Annotated in this window: 17 protein-coding genes; 9 read left to right on the plus strand and 8 right to left on the minus strand. The window is 63.4% G+C overall.

Annotated elements, in window-relative coordinates; genetic code table 11:
* Positions 1-5 precede the first annotated feature (5 nt).
* From BLT65_RS23245 to BLT65_RS23255, 3 genes are all read right to left on the minus strand, one after another.
* A complete protein-coding gene (locus BLT65_RS23245) occupies positions 6-698 on the minus strand; it encodes a Crp/Fnr family transcriptional regulator (RefSeq protein WP_233446642.1) in 693 nt (230 codons plus the stop codon).
* Positions 699-722: 24 nt separating this feature from the next.
* Positions 723-1,772 (minus strand): 2-dehydropantoate 2-reductase, encoded by a 1,050-nt coding sequence (locus tag BLT65_RS23250; RefSeq protein ID WP_091781418.1) that lies wholly within the window; start codon positions 1,770-1,772, stop codon positions 723-725.
* A 111-nt stretch (positions 1,773-1,883) separates the two neighbouring features.
* On the minus strand, positions 1,884-2,651 hold the full coding sequence (locus tag BLT65_RS23255; protein ID WP_091781421.1) for a class II aldolase/adducin family protein: 768 nt from the start codon (positions 2,649-2,651) through the stop codon (positions 1,884-1,886).
* 133 nt (positions 2,652-2,784) lie between these two features.
* On the opposite strand from BLT65_RS23255, the gene BLT65_RS23260 reads away from it, so the two are divergent.
* The 7 genes from BLT65_RS23260 to BLT65_RS23290 all read left to right on the plus strand — a co-directional run bounded on the left by BLT65_RS23260 (position 2,785) and on the right by BLT65_RS23290 (position 10,279).
* Entirely contained in the window at positions 2,785-3,489 is a 705-nt protein-coding gene (locus tag BLT65_RS23260) for a Crp/Fnr family transcriptional regulator (RefSeq protein WP_091781423.1), read from the plus strand.
* A gap of 232 nt (positions 3,490-3,721) precedes the next feature.
* The gene (locus tag BLT65_RS23265) at positions 3,722-5,365 is read left to right on the plus strand and encodes a fatty acid--CoA ligase (RefSeq protein WP_091781427.1); all 1,644 of its coding nucleotides are present in this window, start codon (positions 3,722-3,724) and stop codon (positions 5,363-5,365) included.
* Between the two features lie 27 nt (positions 5,366-5,392).
* A complete protein-coding gene (locus BLT65_RS23270; RefSeq protein WP_091781430.1) occupies positions 5,393-5,857 on the plus strand; it encodes a MaoC family dehydratase in 465 nt (154 codons plus the stop codon).
* Between the two features lie 48 nt (positions 5,858-5,905).
* Positions 5,906-7,621, plus strand: a complete 1,716-nt coding sequence (locus BLT65_RS23275; protein ID WP_244186564.1) for an alpha/beta fold hydrolase — start codon at positions 5,906-5,908, stop codon at positions 7,619-7,621.
* 43 nt (positions 7,622-7,664) lie between these two features.
* Positions 7,665-8,090, plus strand: a complete 426-nt coding sequence (locus BLT65_RS23280) for a phasin family protein (protein ID WP_091781437.1) — start codon at positions 7,665-7,667, stop codon at positions 8,088-8,090.
* 75 nt (positions 8,091-8,165) lie between these two features.
* On the plus strand, positions 8,166-8,999 hold the full coding sequence (gene phaZ / locus BLT65_RS23285) for a poly(3-hydroxyalkanoate) depolymerase (protein WP_091781440.1): 834 nt from the start codon (positions 8,166-8,168) through the stop codon (positions 8,997-8,999).
* Positions 8,996-10,279 (plus strand): DUF445 domain-containing protein, encoded by a 1,284-nt coding sequence (locus tag BLT65_RS23290; protein ID WP_091781443.1) that lies wholly within the window; start codon positions 8,996-8,998, stop codon positions 10,277-10,279. The genes phaZ and BLT65_RS23290 overlap by 4 nt, the downstream gene beginning before the upstream one ends.
* A 19-nt stretch (positions 10,280-10,298) precedes the next feature.
* Here the strand turns inward: BLT65_RS23290 and BLT65_RS23295 are convergent, their stop codons facing one another.
* Positions 10,299-13,031 (minus strand): winged helix-turn-helix domain-containing protein, encoded by a 2,733-nt coding sequence (locus BLT65_RS23295; protein WP_091781446.1) that lies wholly within the window; start codon positions 13,029-13,031, stop codon positions 10,299-10,301.
* Positions 13,032-13,280: 249 nt separating this feature from the next.
* Positions 13,281-14,228: a chemotaxis protein gene (locus BLT65_RS23300; protein ID WP_091781449.1), complete on the minus strand. Its 948-nt coding sequence runs from the start codon at positions 14,226-14,228 to the stop codon at positions 13,281-13,283.
* 210 nt (positions 14,229-14,438) lie between these two features.
* Between BLT65_RS23300 and BLT65_RS23305 the strand changes: the two genes are divergently transcribed.
* Both BLT65_RS23305 and BLT65_RS23310 read left to right on the plus strand, forming a co-directional pair.
* Positions 14,439-14,687, plus strand: coding sequence for a helix-turn-helix domain-containing protein (locus BLT65_RS23305; protein ID WP_042305512.1), 249 nt, complete (start codon positions 14,439-14,441; stop codon positions 14,685-14,687).
* 2 nt (positions 14,688-14,689) lie between these two features.
* Positions 14,690-16,039 (plus strand): type II toxin-antitoxin system HipA family toxin, encoded by a 1,350-nt coding sequence (locus BLT65_RS23310; protein WP_091781452.1) that lies wholly within the window; start codon positions 14,690-14,692, stop codon positions 16,037-16,039.
* A 1,005-nt stretch (positions 16,040-17,044) separates the two neighbouring features.
* On the opposite strand, the gene glcF is transcribed toward BLT65_RS23310, so the two are convergent.
* From glcF to glcD, 3 genes are read right to left on the minus strand one after another with little or no spacing between them, the layout of a single operon-like run.
* The gene (gene glcF, locus BLT65_RS23315; protein WP_091781455.1) at positions 17,045-18,277 is read right to left on the minus strand and encodes a glycolate oxidase subunit GlcF; all 1,233 of its coding nucleotides are present in this window, start codon (positions 18,275-18,277) and stop codon (positions 17,045-17,047) included.
* Between the two features lie 13 nt (positions 18,278-18,290).
* Entirely contained in the window at positions 18,291-19,358 is a 1,068-nt protein-coding gene (gene glcE, locus BLT65_RS23320; RefSeq protein WP_091781458.1) for a glycolate oxidase subunit GlcE, read from the minus strand.
* On the minus strand, positions 19,358-20,857 hold the full coding sequence (glcD, locus tag BLT65_RS23325; RefSeq protein ID WP_091781462.1) for a glycolate oxidase subunit GlcD: 1,500 nt from the start codon (positions 20,855-20,857) through the stop codon (positions 19,358-19,360). The genes glcE and glcD overlap by 1 nt, the downstream gene beginning before the upstream one ends.
* Between the last annotated feature and the right edge of the window lie 102 nt (positions 20,858-20,959).

Genomic DNA, 20,959 nt, shown 5'->3' on the forward strand with positions numbered 1-20,959 from the left:
AGCGATCAATGAGATTCCTGAAAGGAGCACAGCATCTCCTTCGAACAGATCTCGATCCGGCCATACCGGAGAACGATCGCGCCTTGCTCCGCCATCGCCTTGAGTTCGAGCGAGAGCGTCTGGCGCGTGATGCCGAGCATCATCGCAAGCGTGTCGTGGGAGACGGCAACCTCCGGGCGGCTCTGCGACAGCATGGTCACGTCGCCTGCAGCGAGCAGCAGCAGCCGGCGGGCAATACGGGCACGCGTCGAATGCAAGGTCGCGTCTTCGACCATGCGATAAAGCCAGTTCATGTGGATGAGTTGCAACTCAGCAACCGCGCGGAAGAAGGCCTGGTTCTGCATCAACTCGTCGAACGCCTGGGCCCTGACGACGAACAGGCTCGATCGCTCGAGCGCGACGACGTCGCGCAGGCGCGGCTGCCGGCTGGTCATCGAAGTCTGTCCAAACCAGTTGCCCGCCTCGATCACGGCGAGGATCGCTTCCTTGCCGTCTTCGCGCAGCGTGCAGGCCTTCAGCTTGCCGCACTTGAGCCCGAAGAAACCATTGGGCGCGTCGCCGCGCCGGAACAGGTATTCACCGGCGTGCAACGTAACCGGCTCGCAATGGCGCATGAGCGCCTCTTGCCCTGCAGAGGGCAATCCACTGAACCACAGGTTCGTCCTCATTGCTTCGGACGTGTCGGTGACGAGCGCCATGTGAATCGATCAACGCAATGCCCGCTACGCAGGCAAGCGTTGGCTCCTCACAGTTGCACCGCGCGAAGCAGCGCGCAGTTCGGCCAATAGTGCGTCGCCCGTCCATGAGGGACGTACCTCGCTTTGCTCGGCTTCGTGTACGAGCTGGCAGAGGCGCGCGTTCACGGGTGCATCGAGCCCGAGGCGTTGGGCGAGCTTCACGACTTCACCGTTGATCCAGTCGACTTCCGTCGCGCGTCCCGCCGCGAGATCGTCGGACATGGACGAGCGCGCGAGCGGGTCGATGGTCAGCATCGCGCGTGCAAGACGTGCGAACCACGTGTCGGGCAAGCCGAGGAAGCGCGGCATCCATGCGGGTGGAATGGCCGTCAAACGGGCCGGGCGAATGCCGGCGCGCGCGAGCAGCGCGAGTGTTTCTTCTTGCGCCATGCCGAGGCAGCGCCGATACGCGCGCTGCGACAGCTCTTCTTTCAGCGGCCGGTTCGACAGCGCGTTGATGGCGTTGTTCAGGTTGAGCAGCAGCTTGGCCCACTGCACGGGGAGCATGTCGGCGTGCTGTTGCAGCGGCAATCCCGCCTTCGCGAAGTCGCCGGTGAACGGCTGCAATGCGGGCGCGCGCCGGACCTCCAGCTCGCCGCCCGATCCCTGATGGTAGGCACCCGGCCCGCGTTCAATGACGTTGAACGGCACCATCCCTTCGAGCACCGTCTGGTTTGGCAAGGCAGCACGCAGGATGTCGGCGTTGCCGACGCCGTTCTGGAAGCTGACCACCACCGTCCCGGGGCGCAATACGCCTGCCAGTTCGGCCGCAACCGTCGGCGTGGCCGCGGACTTGACGGTGACGAGCACCAGATCCGCGGCGGCGGCCGCCGTGAGGTCCGTCGATACATCGATGCGCTCGGGCGGCACCGACCAGCGGCGCTCGCCGAACTGCGACAGCGTCAACCCGTGCTCGCGCAACTGGCGGCCGATGCGTTCGCGCGCAATGAAAGTGACGTCGCTGCCGCCAGCGAGCAGCCGTCCGCCAACGTAGCAGCCAATGGAACCCGCGCCATAGATACAGATCTTCGCCATGCCTTGTCTCGATCGAGCCGCTGACCAATTCTGCCGATGCGCTGGGCGGCAAGCACGGCCCATAACGTCGTGCCGCCCGGTTCCCGCATCGGTGCTTTCAATCGCTATGCGTCAGTCCGCATAGCCGGGGTTCTTCCGGTCGAGCCGCCGCAGCAGTCCCGGCCACACGAGCTGTCCGGCGCTCACGCCGCGCGTGGCTGCCGTCACCTGATTGCGGATGCCGTCGAGGATCGGCTGAGCGATCGGCAGGAGCTTGTCGCCACCTGCCTGCGCGCGGACCTGGATCATGCACGACGCCTCGAAGAAGTACATCGCGACGAACGCATCGGCAGGCGTCGCGCCGACCGTCAGCAGACCGTGGTTGCGCAGCATCAGATACGCGTTGCTGCCGAGGTCGCGCACGAGCCGGGGCTTTTCTTCTTCGTTGAGCGCGATGCCCTCGTAGTTGTGATAGCCGAGCGACGCGAGCACCACCAGCGATTGCTGCGACAGCGGCAGCAAGCCCGCTTCCTGCGCCGACACCGCGACGCCGTTGACCGAGTGCGTGTGCATCACGCACAGCGCGTCTTCGCGCGCCGCATGCACTGCGCTGTGGATGTTGAAGCCGGCGGGATTCACGTCGTATGGCGAATCGGACACCTTGCGGCCGTCCAGATCGATCTTGACCAGCGACGACGCGGTGATCTCGTCGAACATCATCCCGTACGGGTTGATGAGGAAATGGTGCTCGGGACCGGGCACACGCGCCGAGATATGCGTGAACACGAGGTCATCCCAGCCGAACAGCGCGACTAGGCGGTAGGCCGCCGCGAGATTGACTCGTGCTTCCCATTCGGCGGGGGACACTGCGTGCTTCAGGCTGACATCGGTTGAGCTCACGGCGAGACTCCTTGTTCAATGGTTGGTGCGTTGAAAACAGCGCTTCTGACTGCGCTGGCGGCCAAAGCCGTGAACGCATGATGTCGGCAATCCCGCGTAAAATCTGTCGCATAGCCGACACGTCGAGAAGTGCATGGATTCCAGGCTGCTTCACTATCGTCCTCAACTCGAATCGACGCCCTGGTTTCGCGGCCTGCCCGTCGAACTGCAGGACTATCTGATGAGCCACGCCACGCTGCTGCGGCTCGAAAAAGGCCAACTGCTGTACCGGTGCGGCGATCCCTCGTATGGCCTGTATGCCGTGCTCGAAGGCGCGCTGTCCGTTGGCACGGTCGGCATCGACGGCAAGGAATCCCTGCTCGCGGTCCTCGGCCCGACTGCATGGGTCGGCGAAATCTCGATGTTCGACGGCTTGCCGCGCCCGCACGACGCGATCGCCGTCAGCCGCGCACTTTTCATGCACGTGCCCGAAGCCGCGCTGCAAAACCTGCTCGACACCACGCCGCGCTACTGGCGCGAATTCGCGCTATTGATGGCGCAGCGCCTGAGGCTGTCGTTCAAGAGCACCGAATCGCTGGCGCTGCAGCCCGCCGCGCAACGCATCGCCAGCCGCCTGCTGCTGATCGCCGAAGGCTATGACGGCCTCAACGCGGTGCAGAGCAAGATCCGGCTCTCGCAGGACAGCCTTGCATCGATGGTGTCGCTGTCACGGCAGACCACGAACCAGCTGCTCAAGAGCCTCGAAAGCCAGCAGATCATCAGCCTGAAGTTCGGCGAAATCCAGATTCTCGACATCGAACGGCTACGCGCGGCCAGCGTCGGCGCTTCCAGACTGTAGGCTCGACGTAAGCCGACAGCCCGCTTTTGACAGCGGTTGACCGCGCCGCCTCCCTCCATTCCCTCCAGACGCAGTGTGCCCATCCGGCCGCCGCTTGGGACTCCCCTGTTCAGGGGATGTTGCATCCCTCCGAACAAACCGATCATGGCCTCACTCGCGATGCACTCGGCGCGACAGGCCTCGACGGACCTGTGTGTGCCCGACTCATCGCCCGACTTGTGAGGAGACAACGATGCAGGACGCCGGGCACGATTCGACGCCAACACCCTACGCTTATCCGCTGCTGATCAAACAGTTGCTGCACACGACGTTCATTCAGGCGCCGGACCAGGAAATCGTCTACCGCGGCCAGTTGCGGATGACTTACACGACGATGCGCGAGCGCATCGCGCGGCTCGCGAACGGCCTGCACGATCTGGGCGTGCGCCACGGCACCACGGTTGCCGTGATGGACTGGGACAGCCATCGCTATCTGGAGTCGTACTTCGCGGTGCCGATGATGGGCGCCGTGCTGCAGACGGTAAATGTGCGGCTCTCGCAGGCGGAGATCGCGTACACGATCAACCATTCGGGCGCGGAAGTCCTGTTCGTCCATACCGACTTCCTGCCTGTGGTGGAAGCGATCAAGGATCAGCTCGACACGGTGCGCGCTTTTGTCTGGATCGACGAACCGGGCAGCGACGCGTGCGAACACACCATCCCGTTCGCGACGGAGTACGAGGCGATGCTCGCCGCGAGCGCGACGCACTACGACTTTCCCGATTTCGACGAGAACACCCGCGCCACCACGTTCTACACGACGGGCACGACGGGCTTGCCGAAGGGCGTGTACTTCTCGCATCGCCAGCTGGTGCTGCACACCATCACGCTGATGGCCGCGCTGGCGAGCCCGGTAGCGGGTCAGCGCTTTCATCGCGGCGACGTCTATATGCCGCTCACGCCGATGTTCCATGTCCACGCGTGGGGCATGCCCTATATCGCCACGGTGCTCGGCGTGAAGCAGGTTTATCCGGGCCGTTATGTGCCCGAGCGTCTGGTGCAGCTGGTGCGCGACGAAGGCGTGACGTTCTCGCACTGCGTCAGCACGATCCTGCACATGCTGCTCTCGTGCGATGAAGCGAAGCATGTCGATCTCGGCAAATGGAAGATCGTGATCGGCGGCGGCGCGCTGCCGCACGGACTCGCGCGCGCCGCGCTCGATCGCGGTATCGACGTGTTCGTGGGCTATGGCATGTCGGAGACCTGCCCGGTTCTGAGTCTTGCGCAACTCCCGCTGCACACGGAACCGCTCGATCTCGACGAAGAAGTGCGGCTGCGCTGCAAGACCGGCTTTCCCGTGCCGCTCGTCGATTTGCGCATCGTCAACGAACAGATGGAAGACGTGCCGCGCGACGGCAAGGCCTACGGCGAGATCGTGGTTCGCACGCCGTGGCTCACGCAGGGCTATCTGAACAATCCGGAAGCGTCCGCGCAGTTGTGGGCGGGCGGCTATCTGCATACGCAGGACATCGCGAACATCGACACCACGGGCAACGTCCAGATTACCGATCGCATCAAGGATGTCATCAAGTCGGGCGGCGAGTGGATTTCTTCGCTCGAAATCGAAAGCCTGATTTCGCTGCATCCGGGCGTCGCGGAAGTCGCGGTGATCGGCATCAAGGATGAGAAGTGGGGCGAGCGTCCCGTCGCGCTCGTGGTGCTCCGGCAGGACGCGCAGGTCAGCGAAGACGACGTCAAACAACACGTGCTGGGTTTCAGCAAGACGGGCCAAATCTCGAAGTACGCCGTGCCGCAGACCGTCAGGTTCGTCGACGCGCTGCAGAAGACGAGCGTCGGCAAGACGAACAAGAAGTGGTTGCGCGAGCAGTTCGCCTGACCCGATCCCTCTCAAGGAGCAAGCACGATGAGCATCAAGGATTACAGCATCGCGACGATCGATAGTTGCGTGGGCCGCGAACTGGGCGTGTCGGATTGGGTCACCGTCGATCAGCCTCGCATCGACGCCTTCGCCGCCTGCACGGGCGACCGGCAATGGATTCACGTCGATGTCGAGCGCGCGAAACGCGAGAGCCCGTTTGGCGGCACGATCGCGCACGGCTATCTGACGCTTTCGCTGCTGGCGGCGCTGGCGATCGAGATCGGCTTGATTCCCCCAGACGCATCGGCGGGCCTGAACTATGGGCTCGACAAGGTGCGCTTCATGACGCCCGTCAAGGCAGGCGCGCGCGTGCGAAGCCGCGTGACGCTGATGTCGGCGGAAAAGAAAGAGGGCGGACGGATCATCATCAAGACGATGAACGAACTGCAGATCGAAGGCGAGGAGAAGCCGGCGCTGATCGCCGAGTCACTGGCGATGCTGGTGGCGTGAGCGAAGCGACATGGATGGAGACTGGAGAAGAAGATGGCGGAGACTGAAATGAGCATCACAACAAGTACAACACAACGCACAGCGCAAAGCGCCCCGCCGGACGACCTCGCAGCATCGGCTGCGGAGGGCATGCTGGGACCGAACCCGTTCGTCGGGCTGCGCCCGCGCGACATTCTGGCAACGGTGCAGCAGATCGGCGCGCAGGCGCTGCGTCAGCCTTCGCTGGTCGTCGAACAGGAAGCGGCGCTGGTGCGCGATCTGATAGCGGTGCTCGGCGGCAGCGCGGACAGCAAACCGCCGCAAGGCGACAAGCGCTTCACCGACCCCGCGTGGCAGGACAACGCAATGTATCGGATGACGATGCAGGGCTACGTCGCGTGGCGCAACGCGCTGACGGGATTCGTCGACCGTTCCGCGCTCGACGCCAGAACGAAGGAGCGCGCGCAGTTCGTGCTGTCGCTCTTCACCGATGCCGTGTCGCCGACCAACACGCTGCTCGGCAATCCGGCGGCGCTGAAGAAGGTAATCGATTCGGGTGGCGCGAGTCTGCTTGGCGGCGTGCGCAATCTCGTGACGGATATGCTGCAAAACCAGGGCATGCCCGCGCAGGTGGACAAGACGGCGTTCAAGGTGGGCGAGAATCTCGGCACGTCGCGGGGCGCGGTGGTGTTTCGCAATGACGTGCTGGAACTGATCCAGTACGCGCCGGCAACGGAGCATGTCTATGCGCGAGCGCAACTCATCGTGCCGCCGCAGATCAACAAGTTCTACGTGTTCGATCTGTCGGAAGGCAAGAGCATCGTCGACTATCTGGTGAAGAACGAATTCCAGACATTCGTCGTGAGCTGGCGCAACCCGACTGCGGAGCAAAGCCATTGGGATCTCGATACCTACGTTGCCGCGCTGCTCGAAGCGATCGCGGCGATCCGCGAGATCACCGGGAGCGACGACGTCAACTTGCACGGTGCGTGCTCGGGTGCGATGACGATTTCGGCGCTGCTCGGCCACCTCGCGAGCCGCGGCGACAAGAGCGTGCATGCCGCGACGTTGATGGTCGCGGTGCTCGACAACACGGCGGACTCGCAACTCGGTCTGTTCGCCACGCCGGAAGCGATTGCGGCCGCGAAGCAGAACAGCGTATCGAAAGGCGTGCTGGCCGGTGAGGAAATGGGCCGCGTGTTTGCATGGATGCGACCCAACGATCTCGTCTGGAACTACTGGGTCAACAACTATCTGCTCGGCAAGGCGCCGCCCGCGTTCGACATCCTCTACTGGAACAACGACGCGACCCGCTTGCCCGCGCGCATGCATGGGCAACTGCTCGATATTTTCACGGGCAACCTGTTCAGCAAGCCGCGTGCGTTGACCGTGCTCGGCACGCCGATCGACCTGTCCGACGTGAAGTGCGACACATACGTAGTGGCGGGCATGACCGATCACATCACGCCGTGGAAGGGCGTCTACAACACGGCGCGCATATTCGGCGGCGAGACGCGCTTTGTGCTGAGTTCGGCCGGGCATATCCAGAGCCTGATCAATCCGCCGGGCAATCCGAAGGCGAAGTTCTTCCTCAATCCCTCGCTGCCCGCCGATGCCGATGCGTGGCTTGCCAATGCCCAGCCCGAGAAAGACTCGTGGTGGGGCAACTGGAGCAAATGGCTCGCGGAGCGTTCCGGCGAGCGGCGTTCCGCACCCGCCTCGGTCGGCAGCGTGCGGCATCCCGCAGGCGTGAAGGCGCCGGGAACCTACGTCCTCGAAGCATGACATTCACACATTTCTTTAACGCAGTCCCTATGGAGTATTGACGATGGAATCGACCAGCAAGAACAGCATTTTCACCGAGTACACGAAGCTCTTCGGACAGTTCAAGCTGCCCGGCATCGATATCAGCGCGATGGTCGAATCGCGCCGCAAGGATATCGAGGCAATCGCCGAAGCCAACACGACCGCGCTGGCAGGCGTGCAGTCGCTGGCGCAGAAGCAGTCGGAGATTCTTCGTACGTCGCTGGGAGAACTGCAGGCGTTCGTCGCGCGGTGTACTCAGCCGGGCGAACAGTCCATCGCCAACGCGGGCGATACGGTCAAGCAAACGCTGCACAAAGCGCTCGTCGATGTGCAGGACCTCGCGGACACGGCTTATCGTGCGCAATCGGATAGCGTCGCTGTCGTGACGAAGCGTGTCGCCGAGCGTGTCGAAGAGCTGAAGACGCTGCTTCAACCGAAGAAGAAGTAACACGGCACAGCGCGTGCGGCACGCAGGCGCATCGAATGCGACACTCGCATCCAGAAGAACATTTGGGAGATAACAATGCACATAAGCCCTGAATCTGACTGCAGCATGCAAATCCGTACGATCGATCTGGATGGCCAGACGTTGCGTGTCGCAACGTGGCAGGGCAGCGACGCATCGCCGCCGCTGCTCATCTTCAACGGCATCGGCGCGAATCTCGAACTGGTGGAACCGTTCGTCGCCGCGCTCGACGATGTGAGCGTGATCATCTTCGACGTGCCGGGCGTCGGCGGTTCGCCAGCGCCCGTCGTGCCGTACCGCTTTTCGACGTTGTCGGTGCTGGCCGACAAGCTGCTGACGCGCCTCGGTCACGACGGCGAAGTGGATGTGCTCGGCGTTTCGTGGGGCGGCGCGCTCGCGCAGCAGTTCGCGCGTCTTTACCCGCGTCGCTGCCGTCGGTTGGTCCTTGCGGCCACTTCGCCGGGCGTGCTGATGGTGCCGGGCAAGCTGTCGGTGCTGTCGAAGATGATCGGGCCGCGCCGCTATACCGATCCGGCGTACCTGCAGGAAGTCGGAGCGGACATTTACGGCGGCGCATACCGGCGCGACCCGTCGCTGCTCAAGGCGCACAGCCGGCATATACAGCCGCCGCGCGGACGCGGCTATCTGTATCAACTGCTCGCGGCATCGGGCTGGACCAGCCTGCCGTGGCTCGGCTCGCTACGCCAGCCGACGCTCGTGATGCACGGCAGCGACGACCCCATCGTGCCGCTTACCAACGCCAGGATTCTCGCAGCGCGGATTCGCGACGCGACGCTTTACGTGATCGACGACGGTCACCTCTTTCTCATCTCGCGCGCGAATGAAGTCGCGCCTGTCGTGCGCCGGTTTCTGCGGCAGGAGGCGAGTTGAGTTTCTTCGTTGGCGGCGACGACGGCGCACGGCCGGTAGCGGCCATCGCACGCGAACACGACAAGACTCACGGCCTGAATCGCATGCGGCGAACGGCGACGGCGCTGCTCTTGCTGATGTGCGTCCTGCTGCTGGCGTGTGTCGTGTGGCAGGCCGATCACGCGTGGCTCGCATGGCCGCGTGCGTTCGCCGAGGCAGGGATGGCGGGCGCGATTGCGGACTGGTATGCCGTCGTCGCGCTGTTTCGCCATCCTTTTGGTGTGCGGCTGCCGCATACCGCGATCATTCCGCACAACCAGCCGCGCATTGCGGAGAGCCTCGGCACCTTCGTCGAGGAGCATTTCCTGCAGCCGGAATTGATCATCGGCAGATTGAGCGGCCACAATGCGGCGCAGGCGCTCGCACGCTGGCTCGCGCAGCCGGAGAACAGCCGCGGCGTCACCGGCGTGATCGCGGACTCGCTCGCGGCACTGCTCGATGATATGGATGAAGCCGACGTCGCGTGGTTGTTCGACCGCATCGTGGCGCCGCAGTTACGCACGCTCGATATTGCACGCGTGACGGGCGACGCGCTCGATGTGCTCACGCAAGGCGACCGGCATCGGCCCCTGCTGGATCATGGACTCGTCGCGCTCGAAAAGTGGTTGACTTCGAACGCAGACCTGATCAAGGCCAAGTTCAGCGAAGCATCGCGGTACACGCCCGCGCCGCTCGATGCATACATCGTGCGCAAGTTCATCGAGGGCATTCTCGCGCTGCTGCATGAAGTCGCGGAGAGCCCGGACCATCCGCTGCGCCTTCAGTTCGACGAGGCCTTGCAGACGCTGATCGTGCAATTGAGGACGTCGGCGGTGCACCGGCGCTTTGGCAAGTCGCTGCTGCGCGACTGCGTTCGTCATTTTCGGCGTCCCGGCCGCTATCGCGCACTGCTTGACTGGCTGCGTACACGCGTCATCGCCGATCTCGGCCGCGAGCAGTCGGCCGTGCGCGACACGCTGGCGCGTGGGCTAGTGTCGTTTGGCAGGCGCATCGGCCGCGAGCCTTCGATCCAGCGCAAGCTCAACGCGTGGTGGATCGCGCTGGCGCGTGAACTCGTGGTGCGCTATCGGCATCTGCTATCCGCATTGATCACCGAGGTCGTCAAAAGCTGGAACGCGGATGAAGTCAGCCGCAAGATCGAAGTGCAGATCGGCCGTGATCTGCAATATGTGCGGATCAACGGCACGTTCGTCGGTGGGATGGTTGGTGTGCTGATTCACGCTGTCACGTTGGCCGCGTGACGAGATGCGGGCATCAGCATCAGCCCGCGGCAACCAGTCCCAATGCCTGCGCGCGTGCAACGGCCTGGGCCCGCTTGTCGACGTTCAGCTTCACGAAGATATTCTTCACGTAGGTCTTGACCGTCTCAGGTGAGATGCCAAGCGTGCGTGCGATTTCCTTGTTCGACTGCCCCTGGGCAATCAGCTCGACGATGCTGCGTTCCCTTGCGCTCAACGCGTCGCGCACTGTGTCGCTGGCGGGTTTCGCGCCGGGCTCGTGCAGCGCGCGCCAGCCATCCAGCAGACGGTCGAGATACGCGAGCGTCTCCTTCGTCGTCGACGTGGAGCGCGTGTCGTCGCGCACTGCTTGCAGCAGCGGGCCGATTGTCGCGCCCTGGTCGATGATCGAGCGATAGATGTCGTGACTGGTATTGAGCACGTCGCGAAAGATCTCGACGGCGCGGGCCTGATCGTTTGCGCGCATCCACACGAGCGCGAGCACGGTGCGCAAGCGCAGCGCGAGATAGTCGTTGTGCCGGCTTTCGACGCTGCGCAATGCGGCCGTGATCGACTCGACGGCTTCGTTGGTGCGGCGCTGTTCCATCGCCAGCGAACCCACTGCGATAGCGCGGAAGGTGTCGATCTCCGGCGAGGCCGGCTTCGAAGCGGCGGCGCGCGCGTCGGCCAGTTGATCCAGTTGCACGACACACGCGGCGGCTTCCGTGATCCTGCCTTCCCTCAGATAAAGCCGCGCGCGCTCGACGTGAACGCCAGCGACCATCCTGTCCCAGCCGCGCATATAGCCGAGTGATTGCGCATGATCGAGCAGCGCGTAGGCGTGCTCGAAGTTCGCACGCGAAATGGCGATCCGCACCAGCACCCGATAGGCGAAAAACGTGCTGTCGAGCAGAACGGCCAGGTCGATCAGCGGCATCAGATCGACGAGCAGCGCTTCGGCTTCGTCGAGCCGCCCCTGCTCGTACCAGATTTGCGCGATCATCGGCGCGCACAGCGCGGCCGCAATCGACTTCGGGCCCGAATGACGCTCGGCGAGCCGGATCGACTCGGTGAAGTAGCGTTCGGCGAGCACGAAGTGCATCTGTTGCATCTCGGCGTGACCGAGCAGGCAGAGCCGGTAGACGGACGCGAACACGTTGCGCTGGTCTTCTTCGGTCGAATAGGGAATCCACGGCGTCGCGTACAGCGCGCCGAGGTTGCCCGCTTTCCAGTGCCCGAAGCGCACAACGTTAGAGGCGACGTTGGTGGTCCAACTGTCGGTTGACGGATGTTCGAGACACGTTTGCGCGATCGCGAGCGCGCGCGGCGCATCGTCCTGCAAGCCGGCGATCACCGAGCGGATCGCCTGGCATTCCCAGCGGATGTTACGGGCGGCTTCGTCATTGCCTGCGCCGGTGTCGCGCTCGATGTCGTCGAGCATCGCCAGCGCTTCGTCGAAACGCAACGCGAGCGCCATGCCCCATGCGATGGCGAGCGTGATCCCGACTTGCCCGCGCATTAGATGGGCCGGGAACTGGCGTTGCCAGCCAAGCAGCGTGAGCAGATCGCCTTTCGTGACGAGCGTCATTGCGCAATGGCCCATCAGCGAGACGGCATGTTCCGGATCGCCCGCGGCGATCGCATGCCTGACGGCGTCCGTCCATTGCTCCTGTTCGGCATACCACCGGCATGCGCGCCGGTGCAGGCCGGCGACTTCAGTGGGATGCTGGACTTCGAGCCGTCGCCGCAGGTATTCGCCCATCAGATGGTGATAGCGAAACCAGTGTTCTTCGATGTCGAGCGGTTCGAGCAGTAGCTGGCGCGTGGAGATCGATTCCAGCATGTCCTGCCCGGCGGCCTTGCCCGTGACGGCTTCGCATAGCGGCGCGCACAGGCGATCGAGTATCGAGGTGCGGAGCATGAACCCAACCATCTCTGCGGGCAGCCGCCTGAGCATGTCTTCGAGATACGCGGCGAACGGCCGTGATGCGCCGGATGGCGGGCTCATGTCCTGAAGGGTTTTGCCTTCGTCACGCGAGAGTACCGACGCGGAAATGCGCAGCGCGGCCGCCCAGCCTTCCGTGTGGGCGAATAGCGACTTGATGGCGGCCGCGTGCCGGCCGCCTGGGCATTCGTGTTCGACGAAGCTGCGGGTTTCGTCGATGTCGAAGCGCAGCGCGGCGGCGTCGATTTCCATCAATTCGTTCTTCGCGCTCAGTTGCGCGAGCGGCAGCGGCGGATCGGTGCGGGTGCAGAGCACGACATGCGTATTCGACGGGATGTTCGCGATGAAGTACGCCATCGCATCGTGAATGGCAGGCTGGGCGATCAGGTGATAGTCGTCGATGAACAGGTAGATTTCATCGTCGACCTCGAACAGTTCGTTGATCAGCGTCGACCCGATCGACTGGGCGGGCATGAGCGACGCTTCGGTGGTCAGGCTGATCGCGGACGCGCCGACATTCGAACAGGCGTTGTGCAAGGCCTGCGCCAGGTGATGGAAGAAGCGCGCGGGCTCGTCGTCATCGCCATCCAGCGAAAGCCACGCGACGACGGCGCCGCTCGCAGTGAGCCGATTGAGCCACGCGAGCGCCAGCGATGTCTTGCCGAACCCCGCGGGCGCCTTGATGACGGTGAGCCGCCTGGATTCGGCCTTGTCGGCGAGTGCGACGAGCCGTGGCCGGTCGATCAGGCCGGCGGGCAGGCGCGGTGGATAAACCTTCGTGGCGAGGAAGAGGGGCGGGCTCGTGGGCGACACCGCTTCTGCTACGTGCATCGGCTGCTCCTGGCGTTCGGATTGACCCTGGGTGCCATTCCCTGTTCATGCGAGCGCGCTTACTGCACAGGATTATTGCGCTGCGTCACGACAGGGACACGATGAGTTCCAGCGTGTCGATCGATGTCACTCACCGATGTCACTCACAATAGTACGCCCAAAGTCTCGGCCAGCTATTTGACGCGTTGGTTCTTCGTGCGGTTCACTCCAGAGAGAATGTCCGCACGGCCAGCGCCTTTAGCAGTCAGATCACGCGCCGATCGCGTGCCGGATGGTCTCTGCCAGTTCTGCAGCCTGGAACTTGGCCACATAGCCGTTGGCGCCCGCGTTTCGCACGTGCGCTTCGTTTGCCGCGCCGGTAAGCGACGAATGGATCACGACGGGGATATCCCGTGTGCGTTCGTCCGCCCTGATACGCCGCGTCAGCGTGAAGCCATCCACTTCGGGCATCTCCAGGTCGGTGAGCACCATCGATACGGCATCGCGCAAGCGTGTTTTGTTCCGCTTTGCTTCATCGGCGAGCTTGACGAGGATCTGCCACGCTTCCTCGCCCGTCTTGGCCATGATGCATTCGGCGCCGATGTCGCCGAGCGCCTGCTGAATCATGGTGCGCGCGAGTCCCGAGTCGTCTGCCGCGAGGATTCGGGTGCCCGGCGGCACCTGAAACGTGGCTGTTTCCGGCGCCGCCGGTTCATGCTGATGGGCGGGAAGCACATCACGCAAGACCTGCTCGACGTCAACCACCTGAGCCAGTCGGGAGTCACCCGTGTTGCCGTCGATCCTTGCGATGCTGGTGACGAGCCCCGACCCGGCCGCCGCCTCAGCCGGAAGCACCTGATTCCAGTCCAGTCGCACGATGTCGTCCACTTCCTGCACAGCGAACCCCTGCGTCGTGCGGGCGAACTCGGTAACGAGCAGGATGTTCAGGCCACGCGTGGGTTCGCAGCCCATCAGCTTCGGCAGGTCCACCACCGGGATGATCTGCCCGCGAATGTTGACCGCGCCCATTACACAGCGGGACGCGCCAACGATGGGCGTGATGACCGGCATCGTGAGAATTTCGCGGACCTTGAACACGTTGATACCGTACAGCTCGTGCGCGCTGTCGCCCGGCACGGTGCCGAGCCTGAAAAGGAGCAGTTCGAACTGGTTTGAACTGGTCAGGGTCGTGCGGGCTTCATTCGATTGGTGGTCCATCACTTGGCTCTGTGGGTTTCACGGGCGTAAAGCATGCGTTTCCCGGTCACTTGTATATCGGCGGGGCCGCGGAAAACATGAACGTCCGCGATACGTCGCGGTAACGCTTATCACTGCCCCTTACCCGCCACACAACTAATTTGCAAATACCCGCCATACGCGTAAAATACATTTACCTGCCAAACAGGTAACCTGTATAGGCGCCCCGCGATGAAACGCACGTTGATCAATCCGCACCAGCTAGGCCAGATCCTGCGCACTGCAAGGCGCGCGAAAGGGCTTTCGCAGGCCCAGGCCGCGTCGCGCGTGGGCTTGAGCCAAAGCCGGCTCTCCGCGATCGAGCTCAATCCCGACTCGATCACCTCGGAGCAGCTTTTCGCGTTGCTGGCCATGTACGGCCTCGAACTGAGCGTGCAGACACGGCCCGCCAGCGCGGCGCCGACTCAGGAGAACTGGTAGCCATGGGCCGCCCGTCTCATGCGCGCGCGCTGTCGGTGTGGACCAATGGTCTGCGGGTCGGCACATGGCGCATTCCATCGCGCGGCGACATGGAGTTTCAGTACGACCGCGACTGGATGGCATCGCCTGCGGGGAGACCGCTGTCGCTCTCGCTGCCGTTCGGCATCGACGATGCGCCGTTGCGCGGCGAGCGCGTACGCAACTACTTCGACAATCTGCTGCCCGACAGCGAGCCGATCCGTCGGCGACTTGCCACCCGCTTCAGGACGGCCACCGCCGACGCCTTCGACCTGCTCGAAGCCATCGGCCGGGATTGCGTGGGCGCGGCGCAACTGCTTGCCGAGGATGCGCAGCCGGAAGGATTCGACCGTATCGAAGGCACGCCGATGTCGGACGACGAGATCGCCGAGATGCTCGCGCGCACGGTTACGTCGGGCGGTCCGGGGGCGGGGCGCGACGACGAATACGACGACTTTCGCATCTCGCTCGCGGGCGCGCAGGAAAAGACCGCATTTCTATGGCACAAGAAAAAGTGGATGCGCCCACACGGCGCAACGCCCACGACGCACATCTTCAAGTTGCCGCTCGGACTCGTTGGCAACAAGAAGGCGGACTGGACGACGTCCGTCGAAAACGAATGGCTATGTCTCGCGCTGTTCAGGGCGTTCGGCTTGCCCGCGCCGAATGCGGACATCCTGAACTTTGGCGACCAGAAGGTGCTGGCCGTCGAGCGCTTCGACCGGCGGCTTCATCCTTCGAAGAAATGGATCTTGCGGCTACCGCAGGAGGACTTTTGCCAGGTGCTGGGCAAGCCCTCGCATCAGCGATATGAAGCGGATGGCGGTCCCGGCATGATCGACATTGCGGGTGTGCTGCGTCAATCGGAGCGGCCTGACGCCGACCTCGAGACCTTCCTCAGCGCGCAGATTCTGTTCTGGATGCTGGCGGCGCCGGATGGCCACGCGAAGAACTTCAGCGTGCATCTGATGCCGGGCGGGCGTTATGCGCTGACGCCGCTGTACGACATCATGTCGATCTGGCCGGTTGAAGGGGACGGCGGCAACCAATGGTCGTGGCACAAGGCGAAGCTCGCGATGGCGGTGGCCGGTAAGAACCGGCACTATCTGATGAAGGATATCCAGCGCCGTAACTTCAACGCGATGGCGGCACGTTGTTTCTACGGTGCTGACGCAGAGCCGTTGATAGGCCGACTGATCGATGCAACGCCCACGGCCATAGATGCGGTCGCCGCCGCGATGCCAGCCGGTTTCCCCGAGCGTGTGGCCGAGCGTATCTTCGACGGGCTGCGGATATCAGCGGAACGGCTCGCCGCGATGCCACCGGGCGTTTGAGCGCGACGCCCTCGCGCTTTTTGATCCGAAGTGGTGCGTGTGCGGCGCAACGGTCTATACACAGTTTGCCGATAACAAATCGCGTGCGGCGACGCGGGGGTGTGAAGTGTGGTTTGCTTGGGCTTGCGCGGGCATCCGCGTATTGTCTTCGTGCTGCATGCGTCGCCCCTGTGGGTTTGCCTTTGCGCTGGCATCCGCGATTTTTTTTGCCTGCTTCAGGCGTCGCCCCTGTGCGGGGCGGCACCTACTTTTCTTTGCCGCCGCAAAGAAAAGTAGGCAAAAGAAAGCGGCTAACACCGCCAACATTTCTCATTGCCTGAGGGCCCCCAACCGGTCTTACGCTTCACACGGCAACGGCTCTGTTGGCGCGTGTTGCCAACGCTTTGAATAAACGCATCACCCGCTTCGAATGCATTTGCGCGGGCAAGCGGCAGCGAATGGTATGTGCCGCCCAGGTGGGAAACTGTGTGTAGGTTGTCGCGTCGTATATCCTGGCGCTCTTACAGGGTGGGACGCGTGCGCTATCGGTCCGGAGTGATGCGTGTGCGGTACTACGGCCTACACACAGTTTGCCACCTGGGCGGCCGTGGACTATCTGGCACGGCATGCTGCAACGCGGATGCGTGAAGCGGGTGATGAGCACCGCAAGAGCGCTGGCAACAAACGTGGGTCACGTGATTGCCGTGTGAAGCGTAAGACCCTGTGGGGGCCCTCAGGCAGGAAGAAGAATTGGCGGTGTTAGCCGCTTTCTTTTGCCTACTTTTCTTTGCGGCGGCAAAGAAAAGTAGGTGCCGCCCCGCACAGGGGCGACGCGTGAAGCACGCTAACAAAACGCGGATGCCAGCGAAAAGGCAAATCGCGGATGCAAGCGCAAAGGCAAATCGCGGATGCAAGCGCAAAGGCAAAAAACCAAACCGCTTGCACAGCAAACACCCCCTCACGGATGCCTGCAAAAGCACCGAGGCACACAACTAGAACCGATCTACAGCGCGTAGCGCAAAACCCTTAAACATCCAAAGCTTCCTCGACCAACTCAATCCAGTGACGCACCTGCGTCTTACCAGCTCCATCCAGATGCATCTGGCAACCAACATTCGCGGTCGCGATAACATCCGGCTTACCACTTTCCAGCGCAGCAATCTTGTTTTCCCGCAACTTCTGCGCAAGCTCAGGCTGCGTAATCGAATACGTCCCCGCGGACCCGCAGCACAAATGCCCATCGGGCACAGCAGAAAGATCGAACCCTAACCGCGACAGCACACTCTCCACCGCGCCACCAAGCTTCTGCGCATGCTGCAACGTACAAGGACAGTGAAACGCGACACGCATCGCGGCAGCATCATCAGCAGGCTGCAACGCATCGAGCGGCTCCGCACCCAGCACCTCGACGAGATCAAGCGCCATCGCACTCACGCGCGCGGCCTTCGCCGCATAAAGCGGATCATTACGCAACAGATGCCCATATTCCTTCACGAACGCGCCGCAGCCGCTCGCCGTCTGCACGACGGCTTCGGCACCGGCCTCGATTGCAGGCCACCACGCATCGATATTACGCCGCGCCCGATCAAGCCCAGCGTCCTGCGCATTCAGATGATAGTCAGTCGCGCCACAGCAGCCCGCTTCGCGAACAGACATCACGCTAATCCCAAGCCGATCGAGCACCCGCGCCGCAGCCGCATTCGTATTCGGCGACAACGAAGTCTGCACGCAACCTTCGAGCATCAGCACGCGACGCGCATGACGCAACGCAGGACGCGCCTTCGCCGGCACGGCGGCACGCGCCGGAATCTTCACCTGCACGCTGGCAGGCAACAACGGCCGCAAAGCGCGCCCCGTCTTGAGCAGCGCATCGAACACAGCAGGCCGCGGAATCACCGTCCGCAAGCCCTTGCGCGTCAGCCGCTCGCCGACAGGCCGCTCCACGCGACGCTCGAGTTCGGCGCGCCCAATATCGAGCAGCCGGTGATACGTAACGCCCGACGGACACGTCGTTTCGCAATTGCGGCAAGTCAGACATCGGTCCAGATGCAGTTGCGTCTTGTCACTGACAGCTTCGCCTTCGAGCAGTTGCTTGATCAGATAGATGCGCCCGCGCGGTCCGTCGAGTTCATTGCCGAGCAATTGATACGTCGGGCACGTCGCATTGCAGAAGCCGCAATGCACACACGAGCGCAGGATGCTTTCCGCTTCCGCTGCATCGGGCAGGGCTTTCGCGTGAGAGTCGAGATTCGTTTGCATGATCGCGCTCGCTTCAGAGATCGGTGTACAGTCGGCCAGGGTTCAGCACGCCACTCGGATCGAGGCGGCGTTTCAATTGATGCTGATAGCGCAGCAGCGGCGCGGCGAGCGGCTGGAACGGCTCGCGATCAGGCGACGGCGTGAAGCAGGTAGCATGACCGCCTGCCGCATGCGCGAGCTGACGGATTTCAGCGGCGGCAGCATCGCTCTTGAGCCAGCGCTGCGCGCCCGCCCAGTCGAGCAGCGCGTCGCCGGGCAGTTGCATCAACGGCGTCGCATTCGGCAGCGACAAACGCCACAACGGACGTGTGTCCGCGAAGAACGGCAGCTGATGATCGCGCAGCGCATCCCAGAACGCACAGTCGATTTCTTCTCCGCCGATCCGATCCACGGCCGACTTCACCGAACCACGTCCGCCTTCCAGCCGCACATGCAGCTTGCCATCGACATAACTTGCGCCGCTCACCGGCAGCGCGGCCTTGCGCCATGCCGACAGTTCGCGCATCGCTTCATCGGCGCCGAGTGCGAGTGCGAAGCTGCGCCGCTCGCGCGGTTTCGGCAGCACTTTTAGCGACACTTCCGTCAACACGCCCAGCGAACCGAAGCTGCCCGCGAGCAGACGCGACATGTCATAGCCCGCGACGTTCTTCATCACCTGACCGCCAAAGCGCAGATGATCGCCGTCGCCCGTGATCACGCGGCAACCGAGCACGAAGTCGCGTACCGATCCCGCCCACGGCCGGCGCGGACCTGAAAGGCCAGTCGCGACCGCGCCGCCAAGCGTGCCTTTGCCATCGAAAAGAGGCGGCTCGCACGGCAGCATCTGATCCGCGTCATCGAGCGCGGCATTCAGTTCGACGAGCGGTGTCCCGGCGCGTGCGGTGATCACCAGCTCGGTCGGGTCATACGCGACGATGCCACGATGCGAGCCCGTGTCGAGTTCTTCGCCTTGCACGTCGCGGCCGAGAAAACGCTTGCTGTCGCTGCCGCGAATGCGTAACGGCATGTGCTCGGCGATCGCGCGCTGCACTTGCGTGACGAGGCGCGCGCTGTCGTCCGTCGAATCGAATTCGCGTCGCATCAGAAGCGCTCCAGTTCGGGAAACGGCAGCTTGCCGTGGTGAATATGCATCGCGCCGTGTTCGGCGCAGCGATGCAACGTGGGAATGTTCTTGCCCGGATTGAGCAGGCCGTCGGGATCGAAAGCGGCCTTCAGTGAATGGAACAGCGTGAGTTCTTCACTGCTGAACTGCACGCACATCTGATTGATCTTCTCCCGTCCGACGCCGTGCTCGCCCGTGATGCTGCCGCCCACTTCGACGCACAGTTCGAGAATCTTCGCGCCGAGCGTTTCGGCGCGCTCCATTTCACCGGGAGCGTTGGCGTCGAACAAAATGAGCGGATGCATGTTGCCGTCGCCCGCATGAAAGACGTTCGCGACGCGCAGGCCATATTCGTTCGACAGATCCGCGATGCCGCGCAATACGCGCGCAAGTTCGCGGCGCGGAATCGTGCCGTCCATGCAGTAATAATCCGGCGAGATGCGGCCCACGGCGGGAAACGCATTCTTGCGCCCGGCCCAGAAGCGCTGGCGCTCGGCTTCATCCTTCGCAATGCGGATGCCCGTCGCGCCCGCTTCGCGCAGTATTGCGCCGACGCGATCGCAGTCTTCCTGAACGTCCGCTTCCGCGCCGTCGAGTTCGCACAGCAGGATCGCTTCGGCATCGATGGGATAGCCCGCGTGGATGAAGTCTTCGGCGGCGCGGATCGCGAGGTTGTCCATCATTTCGAGGCCGCCCGGAATCACGCCAGCCCCGATGATCTGCGCGACGGCCGCGCCCGCTTTCTCGACATCGTCGAAGCTCGCGAGCAGCACCTTCGCGCTTTGCGGTTTGGTCAGCAGCTTGACCGTGACTTCCGTGACGATGCCGAGCATGCCTTCGGAACCCGTCAGCAGCGCGAGCAGATCGAAACCGGGCGAGTCGAGCGCTTCGGAGCCGATCGTCAGATGCTCGCCATCGATGGTCAGCACTTCGAGCTTCAGGATGTTGTGTACGGTCAGGCCGTATTTCAGGCAATGCACGCCGCCCGCGTTCTCGGCGACATTGCCGCCGATCGAGCAGGCGATCTGCGACGACGGATCGGGCGCATAGTAAAGACCGTGAATCGCAGCAGCCTGCGAGATCGCGAGATTGCGCACACCGGGCTGCACGCGCGCGATCGATGCCTCGGGGTCGATGTGCAAGATGCGGTTGAAGCGCGCCATCACCAGCAAGATGCCCTGTTCGAGCGGCAGCGCGCCACCCGACAGACCCGTACCCGCGCCGCGCGCGATGACGGGCACCTTGCGCGCAGCCGCGAATCTCAGCAGCGCCTGCACCTGCTCGATCGAATCGGGCAGCGCGACCATCATCGGCGTCGTGCGATACGCGGCGAGGCCGTCGCATTCGAATGGGCGCAGATCTTCCTTGTCGTGCAGCAGTTGCATCGAGGGCACGAGACGCTGAAGCTCGGCGACCAGCGCGGCCTTGTCATGCGAGGGCAGTGGGCCGTCGATCCGTTCGTCGTAGGCGTAGCTCATGGGGTGTCTCCGTGGGCGCGGTTGCTGTGTCATGCGCCGCTTATCCGTGTTGCCGCCGATTGTTCCCGTTTCGTGTTTCGCTGTCGATGGACGCGGCAAGTG

This window comes from Paraburkholderia steynii, assembly GCF_900100565.1.
In the GTDB taxonomy this organism is placed as follows: Bacteria; Pseudomonadota; Gammaproteobacteria; order Burkholderiales; family Burkholderiaceae; genus Paraburkholderia; species Paraburkholderia terrae.